The 22,126-nt window shown below is 66.1% G+C and carries 24 protein-coding genes; 11 read left to right on the top strand and 13 right to left on the bottom strand.

Annotated features, from left to right (window positions below):
* Positions 1–33: 33 nt before the first annotated feature.
* The 5 genes from GYH34_RS08555 to GYH34_RS08535 form a co-directional block, all read right to left on the bottom strand.
* Positions 34–573 carry a hypothetical protein gene (locus GYH34_RS08555; protein WP_161913212.1) on the bottom strand — a complete coding sequence of 180 codons (540 nt, stop codon included), beginning with the start codon at positions 571–573 and terminating at the stop codon, positions 34–36.
* Complete coding sequence (gspM, locus tag GYH34_RS08550; RefSeq protein ID WP_161913211.1) at positions 570–1,163, bottom strand: type II secretion system protein GspM; 594 nt, start codon at positions 1,161–1,163, stop codon at positions 570–572. The genes GYH34_RS08555 and gspM overlap by 4 nt, the downstream gene beginning before the upstream one ends.
* Positions 1,164–1,176: 13 nt before the next feature.
* Entirely contained in the window at positions 1,177–2,295 is a 1,119-nt protein-coding gene (locus GYH34_RS08545; protein ID WP_161913210.1) for a PilN domain-containing protein, read from the bottom strand.
* A 65-nt stretch (positions 2,296–2,360) separates the two neighbouring features.
* Positions 2,361–3,215, bottom strand: a complete 855-nt coding sequence (locus GYH34_RS08540; protein WP_161913209.1) for a heme-binding protein — start codon at positions 3,213–3,215, stop codon at positions 2,361–2,363.
* A gap of 145 nt (positions 3,216–3,360) precedes the next feature.
* A complete protein-coding gene (locus GYH34_RS08535; protein WP_244635352.1) occupies positions 3,361–3,996 on the bottom strand; it encodes a DUF1190 domain-containing protein in 636 nt (211 codons plus the stop codon).
* Positions 3,997–4,147: 151 nt separating this feature from the next.
* Here GYH34_RS08535 and GYH34_RS08530 point away from each other — a divergent pair, with 151 nt between their 5' ends.
* From GYH34_RS08530 to GYH34_RS08510, 5 genes are read left to right on the top strand one after another with little or no spacing between them, the layout of a single operon-like run.
* A complete protein-coding gene (locus tag GYH34_RS08530; protein WP_161913207.1) occupies positions 4,148–5,899 on the top strand; it encodes a GspE/PulE family protein in 1,752 nt (583 codons plus the stop codon).
* Position 5,900: 1 nt separating this feature from the next.
* Positions 5,901–7,121: a type II secretion system F family protein gene (locus GYH34_RS08525; RefSeq protein ID WP_161913206.1), complete on the top strand. Its 1,221-nt coding sequence runs from the start codon at positions 5,901–5,903 to the stop codon at positions 7,119–7,121.
* On the top strand, positions 7,118–7,582 hold the full coding sequence (locus GYH34_RS08520; RefSeq protein WP_161913205.1) for a type II secretion system protein GspH: 465 nt from the start codon (positions 7,118–7,120) through the stop codon (positions 7,580–7,582). Before GYH34_RS08525 ends, GYH34_RS08520 begins: the two co-directional genes overlap by 4 nt.
* The gene (locus tag GYH34_RS08515; RefSeq protein ID WP_161913204.1) at positions 7,567–7,974 is read left to right on the top strand and encodes a type II secretion system protein; all 408 of its coding nucleotides are present in this window, start codon (positions 7,567–7,569) and stop codon (positions 7,972–7,974) included. Before GYH34_RS08520 ends, GYH34_RS08515 begins: the two co-directional genes overlap by 16 nt.
* Entirely contained in the window at positions 7,971–8,582 is a 612-nt protein-coding gene (locus GYH34_RS08510) for a type II secretion system protein (RefSeq protein ID WP_161913203.1), read from the top strand. Before GYH34_RS08515 ends, GYH34_RS08510 begins: the two co-directional genes overlap by 4 nt.
* On the opposite strand, the gene GYH34_RS08505 is transcribed toward GYH34_RS08510, so the two are convergent.
* Together GYH34_RS08505 and GYH34_RS08500 are read right to left on the bottom strand one after the other, a co-directional pair.
* Positions 8,567–9,187: a prepilin peptidase gene (locus GYH34_RS08505; RefSeq protein WP_161913202.1), complete on the bottom strand. Its 621-nt coding sequence runs from the start codon at positions 9,185–9,187 to the stop codon at positions 8,567–8,569. The two genes, GYH34_RS08510 and GYH34_RS08505, sit on opposite strands and share 16 nt — an antisense overlap.
* Positions 9,184–9,555 carry a hypothetical protein gene (locus tag GYH34_RS08500; protein WP_161913201.1) on the bottom strand — a complete coding sequence of 124 codons (372 nt, stop codon included), beginning with the start codon at positions 9,553–9,555 and terminating at the stop codon, positions 9,184–9,186. Before GYH34_RS08500 ends, GYH34_RS08505 begins: the two co-directional genes overlap by 4 nt.
* A 293-nt stretch (positions 9,556–9,848) precedes the next feature.
* On the opposite strand from GYH34_RS08500, the gene GYH34_RS08495 reads away from it, so the two are divergent.
* Positions 9,849–10,655 carry an ABC transporter permease gene (locus GYH34_RS08495; RefSeq protein ID WP_161913200.1) on the top strand — a complete coding sequence of 269 codons (807 nt, stop codon included), beginning with the start codon at positions 9,849–9,851 and terminating at the stop codon, positions 10,653–10,655.
* Positions 10,656–10,721: 66 nt separating this feature from the next.
* A complete protein-coding gene (locus GYH34_RS08490) occupies positions 10,722–13,259 on the top strand; it encodes a spermidine synthase (RefSeq protein ID WP_161913199.1) in 2,538 nt (845 codons plus the stop codon).
* Positions 13,260–13,272: 13 nt separating this feature from the next.
* On the opposite strand, the gene GYH34_RS08485 is transcribed toward GYH34_RS08490, so the two are convergent.
* The 3 genes from GYH34_RS08485 to GYH34_RS08475 all read right to left on the bottom strand — a co-directional run bounded on the left by GYH34_RS08485 (position 13,273) and on the right by GYH34_RS08475 (position 16,433).
* On the bottom strand, positions 13,273–13,896 hold the full coding sequence (locus GYH34_RS08485; RefSeq protein ID WP_036291866.1) for a 2OG-Fe(II) oxygenase family protein: 624 nt from the start codon (positions 13,894–13,896) through the stop codon (positions 13,273–13,275).
* 14 nt (positions 13,897–13,910) lie between these two features.
* On the bottom strand, positions 13,911–14,366 hold the full coding sequence (locus GYH34_RS08480; RefSeq protein ID WP_244635323.1) for a hypothetical protein: 456 nt from the start codon (positions 14,364–14,366) through the stop codon (positions 13,911–13,913).
* A gap of 78 nt (positions 14,367–14,444) precedes the next feature.
* A complete protein-coding gene (locus GYH34_RS08475; protein ID WP_161913198.1) occupies positions 14,445–16,433 on the bottom strand; it encodes a hypothetical protein in 1,989 nt (662 codons plus the stop codon).
* Between the two features lie 223 nt (positions 16,434–16,656).
* Here GYH34_RS08475 and GYH34_RS08470 point away from each other — a divergent pair, with 223 nt between their 5' ends.
* The 4 genes from GYH34_RS08470 to GYH34_RS08455 are packed head-to-tail and all read left to right on the top strand — an operon-like array spanning position 16,657 to position 19,724.
* Complete coding sequence (locus GYH34_RS08470) at positions 16,657–17,514, top strand: peptidylprolyl isomerase (protein ID WP_348983911.1); 858 nt, start codon at positions 16,657–16,659, stop codon at positions 17,512–17,514.
* An 8-nt stretch (positions 17,515–17,522) separates the two neighbouring features.
* Positions 17,523–18,491: a HupE/UreJ family protein gene (locus GYH34_RS08465; protein WP_161914943.1), complete on the top strand. Its 969-nt coding sequence runs from the start codon at positions 17,523–17,525 to the stop codon at positions 18,489–18,491.
* Between the two features lie 13 nt (positions 18,492–18,504).
* Entirely contained in the window at positions 18,505–19,110 is a 606-nt protein-coding gene (locus GYH34_RS08460; protein ID WP_161913197.1) for a HupE/UreJ family protein, read from the top strand.
* Entirely contained in the window at positions 19,107–19,724 is a 618-nt protein-coding gene (locus GYH34_RS08455; RefSeq protein WP_161913196.1) for a HupE/UreJ family protein, read from the top strand. Before GYH34_RS08460 ends, GYH34_RS08455 begins: the two co-directional genes overlap by 4 nt.
* A 4-nt stretch (positions 19,725–19,728) precedes the next feature.
* On the opposite strand, the gene GYH34_RS08450 is transcribed toward GYH34_RS08455, so the two are convergent.
* The 3 genes from GYH34_RS08450 to minD form a co-directional block, all read right to left on the bottom strand.
* The gene (locus GYH34_RS08450) at positions 19,729–20,895 is read right to left on the bottom strand and encodes an SGNH/GDSL hydrolase family protein (protein WP_161913195.1); all 1,167 of its coding nucleotides are present in this window, start codon (positions 20,893–20,895) and stop codon (positions 19,729–19,731) included.
* 137 nt (positions 20,896–21,032) lie between these two features.
* Positions 21,033–21,314 (bottom strand): cell division topological specificity factor MinE, encoded by a 282-nt coding sequence (minE, locus tag GYH34_RS08445; RefSeq protein ID WP_161913194.1) that lies wholly within the window; start codon positions 21,312–21,314, stop codon positions 21,033–21,035.
* A complete protein-coding gene (gene minD / locus GYH34_RS08440; RefSeq protein WP_161913193.1) occupies positions 21,311–22,126 on the bottom strand; it encodes a septum site-determining protein MinD in 816 nt (271 codons plus the stop codon). The genes minE and minD overlap by 4 nt, the downstream gene beginning before the upstream one ends.

Genomic DNA, 22,126 nt, shown 5'->3' with positions numbered 1-22,126 from the left:
GCCACTCGCCTCGTCGCGCAAAACGATGAAACGTCATTGCGATTGCGCGGGATACAGCTGCAGGCGCGCCGATTGCGCGCCATTGACGAGCTTCAATTCCAGCTCGCCGACCTCGGCGATCGTCCAGCCCTGCACCGACTCTCCCGGCGTGAGCCAGCGGCCTTCGGGATCATCGCTGGAAACGACGAATGCGCGCGCAGACGCGCCGGCGCGCACGATTGCCGAGAGCGAGAGGCCTGCGGGCGCGGTGGGAATTCCGGCAAAGCCCTCACGATCCGATTTGGCGACGATCGGGCGCGGACGCCGCGATTTCCAGAAGATTGGCCGCGACAATGTCTGCGCGTCCTCGCGCGCGAGCGGCCCCGGCCCGGAGACGGACGAGAGCACGCTGGGCGGACGCCAATCCGATTTCGCCGGCGAAGCCGTATCGTCCGGGCCGATCCATGCGAGAAGCGCGAAAGCGAGAGCCGCGACGTCCAACGCCGCCAGCGACGTCAGCAGCATGGCGGCGAGCGGCGACAAGCGCAGCTCGCCCATGAGCGCGCGAATGCGCGTGCCGAGCGCGCGCGTCATGAGCGCTCCTTCGAGGCGCCGCCGAAGACGTCGAATTGCGCGGCGAGCATGCCGTCATTGGCGGCTTGCGCGCCCCAGACCGGCATTTGACGACGCAGCGACGCCGTCAGCACCAGCAGCAGCGGAGTCTCGCTCTCGAGCGAGCGGACCAGCGCATGTAGCGATTCGATCGAGCCGCTCACATCGAGCCGCGCGCCGACCAGCGACGCGCCATTCACCGTCTTGGCGGGCAACATGCGAATCGAGCTCACCATGGCGCCGGATCGATCCGCCGCGGCCTTCAGCAGCGCTTGCAGATTGGCGTCGACGACGCCTTCGGTCGCGCCGGAGAGCAATTCACCCTGCGCATTGCTCTCCGCCACCTGCTGCGCATAGAGCCGCACCACCTTCTCCTGCGTGGCGACGGCCGCATAGCGCGCGAGCGTGGCGCGCCGATCGACGATTCCCTCGGCGCGCTCGCCGAGCAAGGCGCGCAGCGGCTCGACGAAAATGAAATAGAGCAGCAGCGCCGCCAGCGCATTGGCGCCCAAGAACAGCGCGCGCCGCGACCATTGCGGATGATGCGAGAGGGATGTCGGGCTCAGCGCCATAGGCCTGACCGGCTCATGGATTGCGTCTCACTTTGGCCTGCAGCGAGAAGGTCTCGCGCTTCTCGATCGGATCGGGCGTGATCGGCGCAGTCAGCTTGGCGTCCGCGAAAAGCGTGGAGCGATCGAACAGCGCGGGAAGGCTCGCGGCGGAATCGGCGAGGCCGACGATCTCGATGGAGCGCTCGCCCTCGCGCGCCTCGACGAGACGCATATCGGAAACGAAAGCGCCATCCGGCAGAAGGCGCGAGACCTCCTCCCAGAGATCGGCGAAGGCCGGATATTTCGCGCGCTCCCCGCGCAGCGTGGCGAGGAGGCGACTCTCGGAGGCGGCCTGCTCGGCGAGATTGCGCGCATCTGCGGCGCGGCGCGACACTTCGGCGATTTCGACATCGAGCGCCGCCGCGTCATTGTCCTGCCGCCAGAGCGTGACGCCGACGCCGATGATAAGAAAGACAATGGCGACGACGGCGAGGATCAGCGCCGCGGCGCGCTCCCGATGCGGCGCCTCCGCCGCGCGGCCGAGCGCGAGCGCGGGAACGAGCGCGGCGCCCTCGAGCGCCGGCTGCACTATGTCGAGATCGTCGATGGACAGGCCCGAGCCGTCGAGAAGAGCCGGCAACAGATCGCGGCGTAAAATCCATTGCTCGACGACGAGCTTGCCGGGCGATTGCGAATGCGGCTGGACGATATGGCCATGCACGATATCGGCGAGCAGGAAGGGCGTCTTGCGCTCCACTTCCGCCGCGAGAAGACGCGGCAGATCGGACTGCGCGGCGAGCGGCGCGTCGAAGCGTCGAACGAAAAACGCCTCGCGCGGAATTTCCACGACGATCTTCGTCGCCGCGCGCGCCGCGCCGCGCCGCTCCAGCGCTTCGTCGATCGAGACGCGCGACAGCTCTTCCGCCGAGACGGGCTCGGCGAGCGGCTGGCCATCGGCGGAGAGCAATTGCAGCGGCGAGAGCCCATGCCCGACGCGCAACAGCAGGCGCCGCTCGCCGCGATCGAGCAGCCATGCGAGCGTCGCCGGAGCGAATAGCGCAAAAAATTCGCCGCGATACCAGCTCCACGCGCGGCTGGCGGAACTCCCGAGCGAGCCTTCGAAGAGCTCTCTACGCCAGATGGACGACGACATCGTGACCTCGGACCCAATTCGTTGCGATCGAAAGGGAGGGCGTGATCGACGCCCTCCCCTCGAGATCAGTTCAAAGGCCGGACGGGCGGCAGCGAGGTCGGGACGAGCCCGCCGTCGCATTTGGGATGGCCCCAGCCGCTCGCGCTCACTCCCGCCGTTATGTCGAACACGATATTGTCGGGACGCTTCGGATCCGCGTTCACGCCCGCGACGCCATCGCCCGCGCCCGCGGACGTCTCACCCAGGCGATCGAGCTTGAGAAGGCTGCGCAGCTTCCACGCGACGAAATGGTCCGTGCAGGACGTGTCGCCGCTCACGCCGACGCCGCCGACCTTGACGCCGCCCTTGTCGTAAAGGCCGAGACCGCCGCCGAACACATTGACGCCGCCGATGGGACGGCCGACCAGCGGATCATTGAACTTGCCGAAGGTCCCGGGATCATTGGGCTGGCCGTTCTGCTGAAGATAGGCGACATCGGGATCGACGGGATTGCTGAACTGCAGGCCGAACAGGCTGCCGCCGGGCTGAACAGCCGAATAGAGATTGGCGGTCGCCAGAGCGAGGCCCCGCGTTCCGAATGCGGAGCTCGCCGGCGTGACGCCCTTGGCAAGGCTGAGGCCATTCGCTGTATTGGCCTTTTGCGCCGAGATCACGCGGCTCGCCAGCCATTGGCCTTTATAGTCGGCGCCCGAAAAGGCGACGGCGCAGACAGTTCCGTCATTGGCGACGATCGTCGCCCACATGTTGAAACCGAGGCCGCTATTGCCGCCCTGCGTGATAACGGACTGCAGCTTGTCGTGAAGCTCCTGCCACGACGGCAATTTGCTGCAGGCGTTCTGACGCGACAACCATGCATCGGCCGAGGCGCTCGAAGCAGAGATGAGCGCGAAAGCGCTCGCCTGAGCGAGTTTCTTCAGCATTTTTCAATTCCTCCAATGACCAGACGAATATCACTCGACGAGCAATCGAGCCTTCGAAATAGCAAAGCTCGCGCTCGCCCGCACGCTAGCACGAGAGCCCCGATCGCACCAAGGACCCCGCCAGCAGTCGCCGTCACTGTAGAAATCACTCGACGAAGGGCGCCGCACGCAGACGCTGGCGCCGCGCCGCGGAGGATTCGCGCCGCGCCGGGCCGACATCCTCGCGCGGCGGCGGCGCGTCGATATCGACGATCTCCTCGTCCACGCTCCGCGAGGCTTCCTCCGCCGCGACCTTCGCTTTCGCGTGAAAGCGTCCGGCTGGCAGGATGGGCGCGAAACCTACCGCGAAATGCGGCGTGGGCTCGATCGCGCGGGAGATCGGCTGCGCCGTGAATGTGCGCGGAGGCGTCTCCACCGCGAGGATCGGCGTAACCTTCGGCTCGCCGCCGGTCATGATCTCGACGCCGAGCAATGCCGGCCGATAGGCCTCCTCGGCGCCCGCGTCTTTCTCGCATAGACGATACTTCGCTTCGCATTTCCACCGCGTCGAGAAACGCGCCATGCGCTCGCGCAATTCGATCAGCGAATTGCCGAATGCATGCGCGCAGCCCTGTCGCGAGAATCGCCCGGAAGCGATGCAGGCCTCCGCCGTAGCGAATAAATATGACGTTCCCGCCACAACGCGCGGCGCGACGAGACAAACGGACGCGATCGCCGCGAAAAAAAGCAAAATATGAGACGCGCGCCGGCCCCTGCCGAGGGGGCGGCGCCTCGGCTCCATCGACGCCGACGACATTGACGCTCGCTCGTTCGCTGCTCGGCGCGATTGCGCCCGGAACGCTGCGAGGCTACCATCCGATCCTGCGTAGCGCCAGAGCCTCGACAGCGGAGGGCGGCGAGGCTATTCTGAGCTTTTCCAACGAGTGGTCGCGATGATGGACGGCGCATATTCGCAAGGAACGCCTTCGCAGGCGACGTCGCCACGGCCGAACGCGCAGAGCGGCGCGCTGCTGGAGGAATTCGGCGCCTATCTGCTGAGCGAGAAGGTCGTCGACGAGCTGGCGCTGCAACGCTCGCAGCGCGCCGCGCGGCAGAGCGGCGAGCGTTTCGACCATGTGCTGACCAAGCTCGGCCTCGTGTCCGAGAATGATCTCTGCATTCATCTCGGCAGATTTCTGCGCATTCCCGTGATGTCGGCGGAGGAGACGCCCAGCGAGCCGGTGCTCGAGGCGAAAATCCCGAAGAAATTCATCCGCGCCAATGGCATTCTCCCGCTCGCCGCGACGCATGAGCGGCTGACGCTCGCCGTCACCGATCCGCTGGAGAACGGCCCGATGGAGGCGCTCGCCTATTCCACCGGCCTCGCGCTCGAATTGCGCATCGCGACGCCGGCGCTGTTCGAGAAAGCCTGGGCCAGCCTCTATGGCGAGCGCTCGGAAGGCTCGGCGCTCGTCGAGACCGACATACGCGCGGAAGACGCCAGCGATTTCGATCTGCAGCGCCTGCGCGACATCGCCAATGAGGCGCCGGTGATTCGGCGCGTCAATCAGATCGTCGGCGGCGCGATCGAGGCGCGCGCCTCGGATATTCACATAGAGCCCGGGCTCGACGCGGTGCAGGTGCGCTATCGCATCGACGGCGCGCTGCGCACGGTCGACACTCTGCCGCCGGGCCTCAAAGCCGCCATCACCTCGCGCATAAAAATCATGGCGCGACTCGATATCGCCGAACGGCGATTGCCGCAGGACGGGCGCATAAAGCTCGCCGTGCGCGGCGTCGATATCGATTTTCGCGTCTCCACCATTCCGACCGCGCATGGCGAGAGCATCGTGCTGCGCATTCTCGACCGCAGCCAAGTCGCGCTCGATTTCGACGCGCTCGGCTTCGAGCCCGGCGTCATCGCCTCGCTGCGCAAGGTGATGCGCAGCCCCAATGGAATCGCGCTCGTCACCGGCCCCACCGGCAGCGGCAAGACGACGACGCTGTACACGGCGCTCAAGGAGCTGGCCAATCCCGAAGTGAAAGTGTTCACCGTCGAAGACCCGATCGAATATCAGCTCGCCGGCGTCAATCAAGTGCAAGTGCAGCCGGCTATCGGCCTCGACTTTCCGAGCAGCCTGCGCGCCATGCTGCGCCAGGACCCGGACATCATCATGATCGGCGAGATTCGCGACGCGGAGACGGCGAAGATCGCCATACAATCCTCATTGACCGGTCATCTCGTTTTCTCGACGCTGCACACCAATAGCGCGGTGGGCTCGATCACGCGCCTCATCGACATGGGCGTCGAGCCCTATCTCATCGCCTCGACAGTGAAGGCGATCATGGCGCAACGTCTGGTGCGGCGCCTCTGCCCATCCTGCAGCGCCCCGCTGCCGGAGCGCGCGAGCTGGCGCAGCCGCCTCGCCGGCGAAGCCTTCACGCGCGAGCCGGAGCGGCTCCGGCAGCCGGTCGGCTGTCCCGCCTGCCGTCACACGGGCTATGCCGGCCGCTCGACCATCGCGGAAATGCTCATCATGACCGAGCCCATGCGACGGCTCGTCTGCGAGGCGGCGCCCGAGGCGACGATGGCGGCGGCGGCGCGCGACGCCGGCATGACGACGATGTATCAATGCGGCATGGGCAAGGCCTGGCGCGGCGAGACCAGCGTCGACGAGGTGCTGCGCGTGACGCAGGTCGATTGACATGTCCAATTTTCGCTATCGCGCCTATTCGTCGATCGGCGATCTGATCGAGGGCGACATAGAAGCGCGCTCGAGCGAGGACGCCGAGGACGCATTGTGGCGGCGCGGGCTGACGCCGCTCTCGCTGCGCGAGACGCGCGCCAGCGCCAAGGGCTCGCTGCTGTCTCTGCAGTTCGGCGCGCGCAAGCCCTCGCCCGCCGACATCGCCTCCTTCACGCGCGAGTTCGCGACGCTGGAGCAGGCCGACGTTCCGCTCGACCACAGCCTGCGCCTGCTTTCGACGCAGAGCGCGACGCCCGGCTTGCGCGCGCTGGCGGACGAGATATTGCGGCGCGTCGTCGATGGCGCGTCGCTCTCCGACGCGCTGGCGACGCGGACCGATCTCTTCGGCCCCGATTACATCAACATCGTGCGCGCCGGCGAGACCATGGGCAATGCGGCGCAGGCGCTCGGCGACATGGCCGATATTTTGGAGCGCCGCCTCGAGATGCGCGCGCGCATTCAGAGCGGACTCGTCTATCCTGCGCTGCTGATCGTGCTGGCCATCGTCTCCACGGCGGTGGTGCTGAGCGCGCTCGTCCCCAATATCGCGCCGATCTTCGTCGACAGCGGCCAGCCCATGCCCGCGGGCCTGCAATTCGTCATCGACGTCGCGGCGCATTGGCGATGGGCGGTCGGCGCGCTCGCGCTCCTCATCGCGCTCATCGTCTCGCTGCGCCGATATGCGGCGGCGAGCCCGGAGTTCGGCGTGCGTTTCGATCGCTCGCTGCTCGCTCTGCCCTATGCCGGGCCGCTGAGCGCCAAATTGCAGACGGCGCGCTTCGCCTACACGCTCGGCTCCTCGCTGAAGGCCGGCGTGCCGCTGCTGCAAGGCCTAGAAAGCGCGCGCGCCGTGCTATCGGATCGCTATTTCTCGGCCGAGCTGGCCAAGGTGATCGAGGCGGTGCGCGGCGGCGGCGCGCTGAGCTCCGCGCTGGAGCGCGTCGAGCGCCTGCCCCCGACGACGGCGACAATGGCGCGCATCGGCGAGGAGGCGGGACGGCTCGACGACATGCTGCTGCGCCTCGCGGCGATGTTCGAGCGGCAGACGCAGCGCAGCCTGGAGCGCGCCGTCGGCCTCATCACCCCGACCCTCACCATCTTCATCGCCGCCATCGTCGGCGGGCTGGTGATGACCGTGATGGACGCCGTTCTCGGCATCAATGACCTCGCTCTGCGATGAGGCGGTCATACGAGCGCAGCGCCCGGCGCCGGCGCGGCTTCGCCTTGCTGGAGACGCTCGCCATTCTGCTGATCGTCGCGCTGCTCGCCGGAATGGCGAGCCAATTCGCGCGCCGGCCGTCGCCGCGCCTGCGCGTCGAAAGCGCGACGCGCGCGCTCTGCGCCGGGCTGCGGGCGACGCGCATGCGCGCCATCGCCACCGCGAGCGAGCAGGCGCTGACGATCGATCTGCGGCGCAGAGCCTTCTTCTCCCCCGCCGTCGCCGAGACGGCGCTGCCGGAGGACGCCGCCATAGAGCTGGCCGTTTCGGCGCGCGAGCGGACGGAGCCCTCGCGGGGCGCCATCGCCTTTTTCCCCGATGGCGGCTCCTCGGGCGGCGGGCTGACAATCGGCGTCGCCGGCGCACGCGCGGACATCGACGTCAATTGGCTCACCGGAGCGACGCGATGCGCCTTCCATTAGCGCGGCGCGGCTTCGCGCTGGTCGAGGCGCTGGCGGCCTTTTTGATCCTCGCGCTGGTGCTGGGCGGCCTGCTACAGGGCGTCGGCTTCGGCGCCCGCAATGAGAGCCGCGGCGATTTCCTGCTGCGCGCGGCGCGTCAAGGACGCTCGCAGCTGGAGGCGCTGGGCGTCGCGACGCCGCTCACCATGGGCGAAAGCGCCGGGCGCTATGCGGACGGACTCGTCTGGAGCCTTTCGGTCGGCCCGTGCCGCTCCTCCGCCGACCCCGGCGGTCTCGGCGAGATCGTCGCCTGCCCCGTGGCGCTCGCCATACGCCGGCCGGGCGACGCCGCCCCCGGCGACGCGCTGACGCTGCGCACGGTCAAGATCGACGCCAATCGGCCGGCGCAATGAGAATTCCGCGCCGCGCCCGCGGCTTCACCCTGCTGGAGGCGCTGCTCTCCATCGCGCTGATGTCGCTGATCGTCGGGACCATCGCCGGCGGCTTTCGGCTCGGCAAGCGCGTCTGGGAGACCGGCCGAGATTATGAAGGCGTGCAGGAGGTGGAGGAGGCCGCCGGCGCGCTGGAGGCGATCTTGTCCCGCGCCTTTCCCGTTCGGCTCGACAGACGGGACAGCCCGCCGACGGTCGCCTTCGAAGGCCACGCGAATCGCATTCGCCTGGTGACGACGAGCGACGGCGGCGCAGATTGGGGCGGCTTGGCGCTCACCGAAATCTCCGCATCCGCGGACGACCTCGATGTGCGCTCCGGCGTGCTGCGACAGGAGACGTGGTTCGGCGGCGGCCGCCCGTCGCGCTCAGCCACCGCGCTGCGCGGCCTCGCCGCCTTCGAGCTTTCCTATTTTGGCGCGCCGGAGCCCAATGCTCCGCCCGTCTGGACAAATGAGTGGGTGGAGCGCGACACGCCGCCGAAGCTCATCGCGGTGCGGCTGGCGGGAACACGCCGCGGCAAGCGCATCGACGCCTCCTTCACTGTGCACATTCGTCAAAACCCGCTCTGAGCGGGCTCCAGCGGCCCGAGGCTCCAGCAGAGCCAGAAGCCGAGCGCGAGATGCGGACCGAAGGGGATGGGCTGCGCCATATGGCCGAGCGCGCCGTCGCGCGCCGCGATCAGCGCCGAGAGGAAGGCCGAGACCACCGCTATCAGCAGGCAGCCGGGCAGAGCCTCCGGCCCCAGCCACAGGCCCGCGAGGCCCAGCAAATGCGCGTCCGCGAGGCCGAGCCCGGCGCGCCCCCGCAGCAGCCGATAGGCCATGTCGACAGCTCGCAGAGTCGCATAGCCGCCGGCCGCGCCCGCGAGGCGCAGCGCCGCCGCTTCGCCATGCAAAGGCAGCAAGGCGAGGCCGAGCAGCAGCAGGACGATCAGCGGTCCGTCGGGAATGATGAGGAAGCGCGCGTCGAAGACAGAGGCGAAGGCGAGCGCGCCGAACAGGACCAGCGTCGGCGCCGCCCAATATCCGAGTTGCGCGAGATCGAGAAATGTGACGACGAGAGCGGCGAGCGCGATCCAGACGACATGCGCCAACGCGCGCCCCTCGCCGCGCGCAGTCGCCGCAAGGACCGCCGTCTCGACGAGCGCGGCGCGGCGGCGCGCCGGAACGCTCAAATATCGACGTAGATCTCGCAGCCGAAGGCCGAGACGGGAAGACGCGCTTCGTCGAGAATTTTGGTCCAGCATCGTCCGACGCCGCTGATCATTCGAAACAGATAGACGCCGGTCTCGTCCTCGAGACGCCGCTCCCGGACATGATGATGGCCGAGATAGTTGAAATAGGAGATGGCGACGTCGCCATGGCAGCGATAGAGAATCTGGCGCGACAAAACATAGACGAAACTGCGGTCCTTCGCCTCGTTGACGCAATAGGAATAATGCGCGAGCGCCTCTGGCTCGACGCTGACGCCGGACGGCGCCGCCGAGCAAGGCGCGCCGAGCGAAAGGGCGCAAATCGATATGACGCTCGCGGCTCTGCGCATCGAAACGCCCCATTCCACAAAGAGACCGCCAATGCGAAACGCGCTGACGACGAGCAATTCTATTTAAGTGAAAGCCGCCGTCGGATCAAGAAGCTCCGTGTCTCGCGGCGCCCGGCCAGCCAATCTTGCCGCCGCCCGAGGATTGCGATATCGAATCGAGCTGCTGGAATGCCGGGCTCGATCGCGCTTCCGCGCCGCACGGGCGCCATATTCGAAACCTATTCGAGGCGAGATCCTGCGCCCCTGATCCGCGCGCTCCGGCCGGGAGATCGCCAAATTCGAGGAGGCAGCCCATGTACGCCACGCAGAGCGCGACATTGGAATTGCGGGACGCATTTCGACGCCAGCGGCTCGTGCTGCTCGCCTTGATGCTCCGCAATATTCGCACGCGTTTCTTCGGTCACGGCCTCGGCTATCTGGTGGCGATCGCTTGGCCGCTCGTGCATACATTGATCATCATCACGCTCTTCTCCGTCAATAGCCGCATGGCTCCCGTCGGAGAAAGCACCACGCTTTTCGTGGCGACCGGCGCCGTGCCTTTTCAAGTGCAGGCCTATCTGTCGACCTTCATGATGACGTCCGTCCTACAGAGCAGAGCTCTCTTCGCTTTTCCAGAAGTCAAGGTGATGGACGCCCTGATCGCGAGCATTCTGCTCGAAATCCTCTCCTCCTGCGCCGTGGTGCTGATTCTCCTCGTCGTGGGAACGGCGTTCGGCGAAAATCTCGCGCCGCGCGACATAGAGCAGGCGGCGCTCGCCTATGCCGCCGCGATCATATTGGGCGTCGGCATTGGATTCTTCAACGGCACGCTGGCTCTCGCCATGCCGATGTGGGCGCTGATGTTCGCGTTGCTCCGCATTTTGCTATGGCTTGCTTCGGGCACCGTTTTTCTGCCGGACAATCTGCCGGAGCCCTATCGCACGATGCAATCCTATAATCCGATCGCGCAATCGATCGAATGGATGCGCTACGCTTATTACGATGGCGTGGGCGCCGGATTTCTGGACCGCGCCTATGTGCTCGAGTTCGGCGTCGGCATGATTTTCGTGAGCCTGCTGCTCGAGCGCATGACCCGCGGCCATCTGCTGTCGCTGCGCTGATCGTCATCAAACCGTATCGAAGCCGCGATAGGCGGGAAGTTTCGCGGCTTCACGGATGATGGGACGATGCGGACTTATATCGATCCGGCGCGCCGAGCGCGGATCGAGCTCATAGCGCTGATCGCGATCACCGTCGCATCGGGCTTCGCCGGTCTCGGCTATGAGATCGTCTGGACGCGCATGGCGAGCCTCGTCGTCGGCTCCGAGATGATGGCCGTGCTCGGCGTGATCGCCGGATTTTTCGCCGGCCTCGCCCTCGGCGCCTTCCTCCTCGACGCGATCATCCGCAACACGCCTTCGCCCTTTCTCGCCTATGCGCTGCTGGAAGCGGCCATAGGACTCTGGGGCGCGGCGAGCATCCTCGTCCTCGAGCAGGCCGCACGCCTCGCGCCGGTGCTGCTCGGCGTCGATCCCTCTCCCGCCGCGCTATGGGCCGTCGGCTTCGCGCTGCCGGCTTTGCTGCTGCTTCCCGCGACGACGGCGATGGGCGGAACGCTCACCGCGCTCGCCCGCATGACCAAGGCGCTCTCGGGCGATGCACGCGTCTCCGCCGGCGTCTATGGCGCCAATACGGCGGGCGCGGTGCTCGGCGCGCTCGCTTCGGCTTTCGTGCTGATGCCGCAGCTCGGCCTATCACGAACATTGCTCGTCCTCGCCTGCGTGAACGCCGTTTGCGCGATCGGCGCCATTGCTCTGCAGAGAAGGGTCGAGCCGAGCCCCTTCCCCCGCATGCTGCGCGCGACCGCTACGCGCCTGCTCTGCGCTCTCTTCGCGACCGGCTTTCTCGGCGTCGCTTTCGAGATGACGATCGTGCGGCTCGCCGCGCAGGTTCTCGAGGACACGGTCTACACATTCGCGAGCCTGCTCGCCGCCTATCTTCTCGGCTCCGCCGTCGGCGGCCTGGCGTGGCAGAAATTCGGACGTCGCTTCGGCGACGCGGCGACGGGCTGGCTGCTCGCGGCGACCGCCGCAGCCTGCCTTTCGACGACGGCGCTCGCGCCGATCGTGCTGAGCGCCGCCGAGAATGCGGGCGGCTCAGGCGTCGCCGACGAACTCCTTGCCGCCTTCGCCCTTTTCGCCTTACCCTCCATCGCCATGGGCGCGCTCTTCGGCCATTTGGCGCAGCAGGCGCAGGATTTGCGCGGCTCTCTCGGCTTCGCGGTCGGAGTCAACAGTCTCGGCGCCGCGCTCGCGCCCTTTGTGACGGCGCAATTTCTTATCCCGACATTCGGCGTATGGCGCGCGACCATACCGATCGCGCTCGGCTATCTGCTGCTGTTGCGTCCCCGTCTCGCCGCGCTCGCGCCCATAGCGGCGCCGATGCTCGCCGGCGCTCTGCTGCTCACCCTCCCCGCGCCCTCCTTCATTCGCGCGCCGCAAGGCGGACGCGTGCTGGCGACGCTCGACGGCTCGACCGTCACGGCCAGCGTCGTCGTCGACGCCGCCGGCGTACGCTATCTCGACATCAACGGCCATTTTCGCATGGGCGGCACGAGCTCGGCGCGCTCCGACTTTCGGCAGGCCCTGCTGCCGCTGCTGCTGCATCCGGCGCCGCGCGAGGCGCTGTTCCTCGGCGTCGGGACGGGCGCCACTCTCATCGGCGGCGCCATGACGCCCGGCGTCGAAGCGCAGGGGGTCGAGCTATCGCCGGAAGTCGTGGCGCTCCTGCCGTGGTTCGCCGATGAAGCCCGCTCGCTAGAGCCCAAAGTGCATGTCGCCGACGCCAGGCGCTATATTCTCGCCGATCGCGCGAAATATGACGTGATCGTCGCCGATCTCTTTCATCCGGCTCTGGATGGAAGCGGCGCGCTCTATACGGTGGAGCATTTCACGGCGACGCGCGAGCGGCTCGCGCCCGGCGGCCTGTTCTGCCAATGGCTGCCGCTCTATCAGCTCGATCTACCGTCCCTGCGCGCGATCATTCGCAGCTTTCTCTCCGCCTATCCCGGCGCTTCGGCCTGGCTCAATCATTACAGCGTGCGCACGCCCATGCTCGCGCTAATCGGACGCCGCGACGATGCGCCTCTCGACATAGCCGCTCTTTCCGCGCGGCTGAGCGCGCCGGCGATGGCCGGCGTCGCGCGGCCGCTCGGCTTCGCCGCGCCGATCGATCTGCTCGGCCAATACGCCGGCGGCGGCCAAGCGCTCGCGGCTTTCGCCGGCGCCGGGCCGCTCAATGTCGATGATGCGCCTTTCGTGACCTTCGACGCGCGCCGCAATGTTCGCGCGCTGACGGCGCCGCCCTGGACCACTCTGCTCGCCGTCATGCGCGAGATGACGCCCGACGCCACAGAGCTCGCGCGCGAGGACGACGCGCTCGCGCGGCGCCTCTCCGCCTATTGGCGCGCACGCAACCACTTCCTCGAGGTCGGCGCCGCGCTGCCCGGCGATCCGCGCGGCCGCGCGCTCGTCGACGCAGCCGCGCCGGGATTGCTGGAGACGCTTCGCATCAGCCCGGAATTCGATCCCGCTTATGCGCCGCTGATCTCCATGGCGCGATCGCTCGCGGCGTCGAGCGGCGAAGAGGCGGCGCGCCTGCTGCAGGCGATCGACGAAGCCGCGCCGCAAAGACGAAATGCGCGCGGCGAGACTGGCGGCGAATGAGCGCGCGCCCTTCTCACGGAGCGAATTTGATCTGATAGCCCCAGCAATCGAGACGATCGGGGATCGCGTTGAACGCGACCGTCACCCGCACGCCGCCCTGATTCTTCGGCACCTCGTGATAGAGATAGCTCGGAAAGAGAATGAGATCGCCCGGCTCCGCCTCGGGAACCACATATTTTCCGGCGTTGAACGGCCCCATCGCCGCAGAGCGCGTGTGATGCCGAAAATTGAACTCGAATCCGCCGGGCGGCCGCACGAAAGCGGTGCGGCTGCCGGGATGCGAGGGCGTGAGATAGAAGACGCCGGAGGCGAAGCTATTGGCGTGCGAATGTAGCGCCTGACTGCCGCCGGGCTCGAGCACATTGGTCCACATTTCCTTGACCATCCATTCCAGCCGCTCTCCGAAGAGGAGCGCGCCGAAGTCGACGAGCTTGGGAATGGCGAGATCCGACATGCGGCGAAACAGCTCGTCGCTGCGCGGGTCGGCGATCTCCGTGTGAAAGAGCTGCTCCGAGCGCAGGTTTTTCTCGATGCGCGCATTGCCGATCGCTTCGACCGCGGCCTCGACGAGCGCCGCGTCCAAAAGGCCGGGACAGCGCATGAGCGGAATGGGAAAAAGCGGCTCGATCTGATCCATAATCTATCCTAGGCCTATTTCCGCGCTTTGTCGCGCAGGGGCTTTTTCTCTGCGCTTTGAGCAGGCGCCGGCGGCGCCGGCGTCTCGTCCGGCCGCAGCACGCCGAGCGTTTCTCCCGGCTGCAGCTGGTGCCGTAGCTCGCGCAGCTCATCGAACGCCGCCGCCGCCCAATAGAGGCAGTCGTCGAACTCGCCATTGCCGGCCTCGGCCATCGACTGATGCAGATGGCGCTCCGCAAAGTAGCGCGAAGGATGCTCCTTCGGCAGAGCATTGGCGAGCGCCTGCGCCTTATCCACTGCGGCGACGCAGTCCTCGCGCGTCGGCTCGGCGTCCTCCGGCGCTGTCGTCTCGATGGCCACGACGGCGGGCGTAGCGGGCGCGCTCGGCGCGGCCGGCGGCTCCCGCCGCGCCGCCAGCAGCAAAGCCGCGCAGACGAGAATGGTCGCCATGAAAACAAGCAGAGTCCGCATCGTCGGATCAACCCGCAATACGAGAAAGCCGGCGACGAAAAATCGTCGCCGGCGTCCAAGCTACGCTAATAAGCGCGATCAATGCCGCTCGGCGTGTTCCCGCTCGGCGTGCTCCTCACGCCAGCGATCGAAACCGTGCTGGATCGCGAGACGCTGCGCGAGCTCGGCGTTCTGCTCGACGAGCAGCTTCGGCGAGCCGACGGGACGCAGGAAAATCGGGTTCCCATAGAACCAGAGATTGGCCCAAGCCTGCACGTCATGCGTCACTTTCTTGACGCCGTTGACGGATTCGAGATGCGCCGGGCAGGAGCTGTCCGTGCAGCTGACCGCCGCATTATTGACGTCCAGCAGCGGATTGCCGGCGCTATCGGTCACATTGGGCGTCGCCACCGGAATATTGGTGCCGCGCGCGCGAATATAGCCAGGCTCCGAGCCCATGGTGAATGTGGTCTCGAAGGAGAGGCGCGTCGAGCCGTCGCGCTGCTTCTTGACCTTCATGTTCCGCCAATTGATCTGCTTGGCGATCGCCGCCGTCGGATTATAGACGATCGACGCGCCGGCGACGCCAGCGGCATTGGCCACGGCGTAATTGGGCGCGCCCGGCGACACGACGCCGGTGATCTTGCCGGTGATGAGATCGATGTGATCGATCGACGGCTTGTTCAGCGGCTGATGCTGGCCGATCTGCGCCAGCAGAGGATTGTCGAAGCTATAGGGGCTGTTGTTCGTCGCCGGAACGGTCAGCTCCACCTCGAGCAGGATCTTCTCGCCGGGACGCGCGACGATCGTCTCGCCCATCGTCTTCCACTGGCCATGCGCGCTGGCGCGGAACTCGAAGTCCGGCCCGATGACGTCGCCATTCACCGAATAGCTGTTGCCGGAGCGCATGCCGTCGATGATCGACTGATTGCGGAAGCCGCCGGTATGCGGGACATAGAGCTTCGTATATTCGCCCGGAATGAAGTCCGCCGTGGTGTAGCGATCACGCGCGCCGAAAGCGCCGCGGCTATGCCAGTCCGAGCTGATGAACATGAAGAAGTTGCGGCCTTCCGCGAGCAGGCCGTCCCAGAGTCCGCCGACCTTCGCCGTATAGACGCCGACCATTCCGTAAGTGCCGCCGCCGACCGCGCCGGAGCCATAGGAGCCCGAGCCCCCGGTCAAGCCGCCTTCCGCCATATGGCCGGGAGACTCGATGCCGAAAGCGACCGTCGGGGCCGCATTGTTGAAGTCGCGGAAATGCTCGATGTTGTAGCCTTTGCTGGCCGTCGCCGAGAACGGCCCCTGGCGCTCCGTATGCGTCGGGATCGCATAGGATTGCAGCGGGTAGTTCGCCTGCAGCCATTGCAGGCCCGCCAGCGCCTTTCCATGGCCGGCGGTTCCCGAGTTGTTGACATTGTCCTTGCCGGGCCACAGCGGATTATTGCTGGCGTCGACCGGACCGATGCTGTCGGTGTCGGCGCGGTCGAAACGGAACTCGAACTCCGCCATTTTGTCGGCATTGCCGCCATGACGCGGATGCTGGCCGGCGATCACCGCCACATCCGTATGCTCATGCCCCGGAACCACCCATTCCAGACCTTCGACGAGCACCTTGTCATATTGCGCGGTGCGATTGACGATGATCGGATATTCGACCTCGCCGATCGACTGCCAGCGCCACATGTTCGATCCATTCGCCGAGCCCTTGAGGCCCGTGATGGTGATGCCCTGAATGGTCTGGCCGAGCGTCTGCGACCAGGTGGTGGTCGTCTCGCCCGGAATATTGGCGCTGGTGTCGGCGAAGCGGCAATCGCGATTGCCCGAGCCGCCATGATTGCCGAGCGTGAACCAATCCAGATCGAAATTGGCTCCGCCGGCGGCGGCCTGACCGGTTCCGACCGCACGATCGATCGTGTAGCCCGCGGCGACGGACCCGTCGGTGCAGGTGTTGTGGTTGTGCATGTCGCCAGCGACATAAGGATTATTCTTGTGCGAACCCTCGCCGAATCCCGCGGCGGACGCCGATTGACCCAAAGCGAGCGATACAGACGCGGCAGTCAATAAAGCCGCAGATTTCGAACGGTGCATGCCACCCCCCCGCAAAAACATAGACGAGCCCCCCGGCGTCGAGCGACGCATCGGCGCGCGGAATATGGAAGAACGACAACGACAGTCTTGTGACCGTTTCATTACAAGGACGCGCTTTTATTCTTGTTGGAGCACGCTTTTTTCGTCGCGGCGCGGATGACAAAAGGCATGCGCCGATGCATAAGGCTGCTCTCGTGACATATCCGAAAAGCATATGGTCTCGATGGTGAATTCCCTCTCCTTCGCTCTCCTTCGGAGTCGGCTCGGCGATGCGGCGTCGGCTGGCTACGCTTCTGCGCAACGCTTTCGAAGCGAGCCGCTCCTGCATTTTCTGGCGATCGGCGCGCTCGTTTTCATCGCTGACGCCGCACTGCATCCCCCGCCCAAGGACGAACGCGTCATCACGGTGAGCAAGGCGCTGCGTCAGACCTTCATCGATAATTTCGACGAGGACAAAGCGCGCGCCCCGTCGTACCCGCAGCTGCAGGCGATGATCGACAGCTGGGTGGCGAGCGAGATTCTCTATCGTGAAGGCAAAGCGCTCGGCGTCGATCGCGGCGACGACATGATCCGCGACCGCATCGCCTATAAGCTGCAACTGCTCATCTTCGATCAGATCAAGCTGCCGCAGCCGAGCGAGGAGCGATTGCGCGCCTGGTTCGAGCAAAATCGCGACCGCTTCGACGAGCCGGAGCGTGTCGGATTCTATCTGACGCCAGCCGCCGATTCCGCCGAGGCCACACGCTGGCTCGAGGACATCTCGGCCGGCCATGAATCGGAGGAGCTTCGCGAGCGCACGCGCGCCATTCTCGCACGCCCCGTCACCAGCCTCGCGCCCGCCTTCGGCGAGAAGTTTCGCGACGATCTGCTCGCGCTGCCGCAAGGAACTTGGGCGAAGCTCCAATCGAAGGAAGGCTGGCACATCGTTCGCCTCGACTCGCGCCGCCCCGGCGAGCCCGCGCATTTCGAGGATGTGCGCGACGAGGTCTTGCGGCAATGGCGCGTCGATGAGACGCGCTCGCGCGCATGGGAAGCGGTCAACCGGCTGAAGGCCTCCTATACCGTGCGGATGGAGCCGTGAGAAAAGCGATGCGACTGCTCGCGGCATGGATCGTCGCGGCGACGCTGCTGGCGCCAGCGGCGATTCTCGCGCATGAATCATCGCTCGGCGTGCTGGAATTGCGCGAGGTGCGGCAGGGCGCCTATGTCGGCCGCTGGACGATGGAGCCGACGATCGGCGCCGCGCGCGTCGATCTGCGCGCGCCGCCGCATTGCTTCTTGCACATGCCGCAGCTCGAATGCGGCGCGAAGGGCCTCGTCGGCGCGATGACGATCGGCAATCTCGGCTCGCGCATGTCGGCGGCGCTGATCAAAATCATCCCGCTGCAAGGCGAGACGCGCAGCTACACCATCACCTCCGCCAATCCGACTGTCTCTATTCTCGGCTCCGAGGCGCCGACGCTCGAAAGCTGGATAGCGCTCGGCGCGACCTATCTGAATTACGGCGTCGACCATATTCTGCTCGGCGCCGATCATCTTCTCTTCGTTTTCGGCTTGATCTGGATCGTCGGCGTCGGCCGGCGGCTCGTCTCGACGATCACCGCTTTCACCATCGGACACAGCATATCGCTCGCGGCGGCGGCCTTCGGCGTGATCGGCGTGCCGGAGCGGCCGCTCAACGCCTGCATCGCGCTCAGCATCGTCTTTGTCGGCGTCGAGATCGTGAAGCAGCGGCGCGGCGAAGCGGGATTGACGGCCCGCTATCCTTGGGCGGTCGCGGGCGGCTTCGGCCTCGTTCACGGAATCGGCTTCGCGAGCGCGCTCGCCGGGCTCGGCATCGAAAGGCGCTTGCTGCCGGCGGCGCTCGGCTTCTTCAATATCGGAGTCGAGATCGGACAGCTCGCCTTCGTGCTTCTCACTCTCGCGCTCATCTGGGCGCATCGTCGCCTCGGCGCCGTTCTTCCCGGCGCGCGCGATCCTCTTCCCGGCTATGCGATCGGCTCGATCGCGGCCTTCTGGTTCATCGGCCGACTTCTCCGCGTGCTCGCAATCGATTGAGGAGCGTTTTCCAATGTCGTCTCGCCTCCGCCTCTTCGTCACCGTCGCTCTCACAGGCGTCGCGCTCGCTTCGCCCGCTCTCGCGCATGACGGCGAAGGCGTGACGGGCGGTCTTACGAGCGGTTTTCTGCATCCGTTGACGGGCGTGGATCATCTCGTCGCAATGATCGCCGTGGGTCTTTGGGGCGCGCAACTCGGCGCGCCGGCGATCTTTCTGCTGCCCATCGCCTTTCCTCTCGTCATGGCTTTGGGGGGCGTGCTCGGCGTTCTGCATATTCCCCTGCCGGCGCCGGAAATGATGATCGCGCTCTCGGCGCTGCTTCTCGGCGCCGCTGTAGCGATGCGCGTGCGGCCGCCTGTCGTCGTCGCCGCGCTCATCGTCGCGCTCTTCGCCATATTCCACGGTCATGCGCATGGCGCGGAGCTGCCCGGCGCCGCCGACCCAATGGCCTATGGCGTCGGCTTCGTCACCGCCACAGGCCTTTTGCACGGATTTGGAATCCTCACCGGCGCCCTATCGCGATGGCCACTCGGCGCGCGCGTCATCCAAGGGCTCGGCGCATCGATCGCGCTGCTCGGCGGCTATTTCCTATTCCTCGGCGCGGGCGTCGCTGGATGATGCGCCGCTCGCGACAGGCCGGCGTCGGCGCGCTCTTTCTACTCCTCTCGGCCACGAACGCGAAGGCGCATATTCTCGGCGCGCGGCTCGGCGATTTCTATGCCGGCGCGGCGCATCCTCTCACCGATCTGAAGGATGTGACCCTCTGGGTCGCGCTGGGCATGCTCGCCGGATCGCTCGGCGCGAAGCAGACGCGGCCGCTGCTGCTGCTCTTCCCCTTCGGCCTCGCCATCGGCGTGACCAGCGCGATGGCGCTGAATGTGACGTCGGAAGGCGCGCTGTTCGCCGCCGGCGCTCTCGTTCTGCTCGGCGCGCTGCTCGCGGCGGCGGCGCCCATTCCCGTCGTCGCGCTGGGCGGATTCGCATTGGTTCTCGCGATGATGCGCGGCGCGGCCAACGCCGCCGCCATCGGGCCGGAGACCAATCGCCTGCTATTCGTCGCCGGCCTTTCCGCCGCCGGCTATGTGGTCGTCACGCTGGTCTCGGCGGCGACGCTCGCATTTCGCGGCGAGATGGCCGATGCGCGCGCATGGCGCTCTATCGCCATTCGCGCGCTCGGCAGCTGGCTCGCCGCGCTCGGACTGATGATGGGCGGACTGGCCTTGGCGTCCTGACGCCTCATCGGCGACGATATTTCTCTATGAGATCAGCGGCGAGCAGGCGGTTGCCCTCGGCGTTGAAATGCACGTCCGCCCAGAAATAGAGATCGCGCACATAATCTGCATGCCCGACCTTATATTGAAAGAAGGCGGGGAAATGATCGACGTAGCGCTCACATTTTCGGGCGCACCAATCGCGCCAAATCTGCGCCTGCCGCGAATTCTCGACATCATAGAGAAGCTGATGCGGCCAGGGATAGACGCCGACCGAGAGCGCGATTCCGCGCGCGGACAACAGCTCATGAAGTCGATCCATCTGCTGCAGCGCCTTGCGTACGCCGCCGGCGACGCCTGCATCGCCATAACAGCTCGCCGCATCGTCGAAGGTCCAGGACGCGCGGCTCCAATCGCGGCTATAGACGCGCCCCGGCCGCATCAGCTCCGACAGACTGGCGCTGGCGTTCGCCGCATTGGCTTTCTTGACGAATAGAAGATTGGACACGAATTCGGCGACGAAGGATCGCTTCTCCAGCCATCCCGGCGGATCACGCGGCAGCAGCTGATAGGCGCTCGGCAGACATTTTTCTGGATTGGGCACGAAGACGCCGAGCTCTAAAACGCCGTTGTCGTCATAGCGATAGGAGATGGCCTCGTCTTGAATGTCGGAAATGTCGATGTAGACGATCGCCTCATCGAACTTCAGGCCCTTGTCGAGATAATATTTCAGCTTCTCGTAATAGGCGGAGGGCGCGTAGCTCGAGACGCCCGCGTTCAGCACGTCGATCTCGGGAAAAGCCTGCGCGAAGCGGCCGACGAAAGTCTGCTGGTAGGGCAGACCGACGCCCTCCGTGAAGGAGTCGCCGATAAAGACGATGCGCCGACGGTCGGAGATCAAGGGAACGTTGCGCGCCGCCGCATCCTTGAAGCCGAGCGAATTGGTGAATATGCGCGGCGTATGCGGCCCCCACACGTCATAGCCGTCGAAATTGGGGCGCAGCGTATGGGTGAAGACAGGATCGCGCGACCGCAGCGCATTCTCGCCGTGATCGAGGAAAGGATTGGTCCAATTATAGACGCGATGGAGAATGAATTCCGTCGCTGCGAGCAGGCCAATCGCCAACGCCACATTGATGAGAACGACGCCCGAAAGGCGCAATGCGCGCGCCCTTGTGGTCGAGACCGCCATCGCCTCCTCCAGTTCGTCGGGGACGTCTTTCGACGTCGATGCGAGGAGGCTTAGGCGACGAGAGAGGCGGGCGTCAATTCGCGATGATTACGTGATGCGAGCGGCGGAACGCCGCCGCTCGTCTCGTCTTGTCGGCGTCACGCCGCGGCGTCGGCGATCGCCTCGCGCGCCGAGGCGCTCGTCGAAATCTCGATATCGATCTCGAGCAGCGACATGTCGTCGCCTTCACGCAGCTTGACCTCCACCTTGTCCGGGTCGATCTCTATATGCTTGGAGACGGCGGCCAGCACCTCTCTATGCAATAGGGCGACGAGATTGGAGTTGGACACGGATGCGCGCTCATGCGCGAGGAGAATCTGCAGACGCTCGCGCGCGACCGGCGCAGATGCGCGGCGGTTGAAAAAGTTGAACAGCTTCATGCCGCCCTCCGACCAAACAATCTGACGAGAAGCCCCTTTTTATCGGACGGTATGTCCATCGGCACCTCGGCGCCGCAGAGACGCCGCGCCGCATCGGCATAGGCGCGCGACGGCGCGCTCGCGCCATTGTGGAGCGTGACCGGAGAGCCGACATTGGAGGCGCGCAGAACATCCTCGCTCTCGGGGATGATGCCGAGCAGCGGGATCGACAGAATTTCGAGCACATCGTCGACATTCAGCATCTCGCCGCGCGCGGCGCGGCCAGCGTCGTAGCGCGTCAGCAGCAGATGCTTCTCCATGCGGCCGCCCTTTTCGGCGATCTCGGTCTTGGCGTCGAGCAGACCGATGATGCGATCCGAATCGCGCACGGAGGAGACTTCGGGATTGGCGACGACGACCGCCACATCGGCGAAGCGCATGGCGAGCGTCGCCCCGCGCTCAATGCCCGCCGGGCTGTCGCAGACGATCCAGTCGAAGCGCTCGCGCAATTCGTCGATGACGCGACGCACGCCCTCCTCGGTGAGCGCGTCCTTGTCGCGGGTCTGGGAGGCCGGAAGCAGATAGAGATTGTCGAGCCGCTTATCGCGAATGAGCGCCTGATGCAGCTTGGCGTCGCCCTGGGCGACATTGATGAGGTCATAGACGACCCGCCGCTCCGCGCCCATGACGAGATCGAGATTGCGCAGGCCGACATCGAAATCGACGACCGCGACCTTCTGATTCGACTGAGCCAGCGCTGCGCCGAGCGCGGCGGTCGACGTCGTTTTGCCGACGCCCCCTTTGCCGGAAGTGACGACCAATATCTTGGGCAT

The organism is Methylosinus sp. C49 (assembly GCF_009936375.1).
Lineage (GTDB): Bacteria > Pseudomonadota > Alphaproteobacteria > Rhizobiales > Beijerinckiaceae > Methylosinus.
Note: the sequence above shows the minus strand (reverse complement) of the source record. Positions and strands in the feature narration are given on the sequence as shown.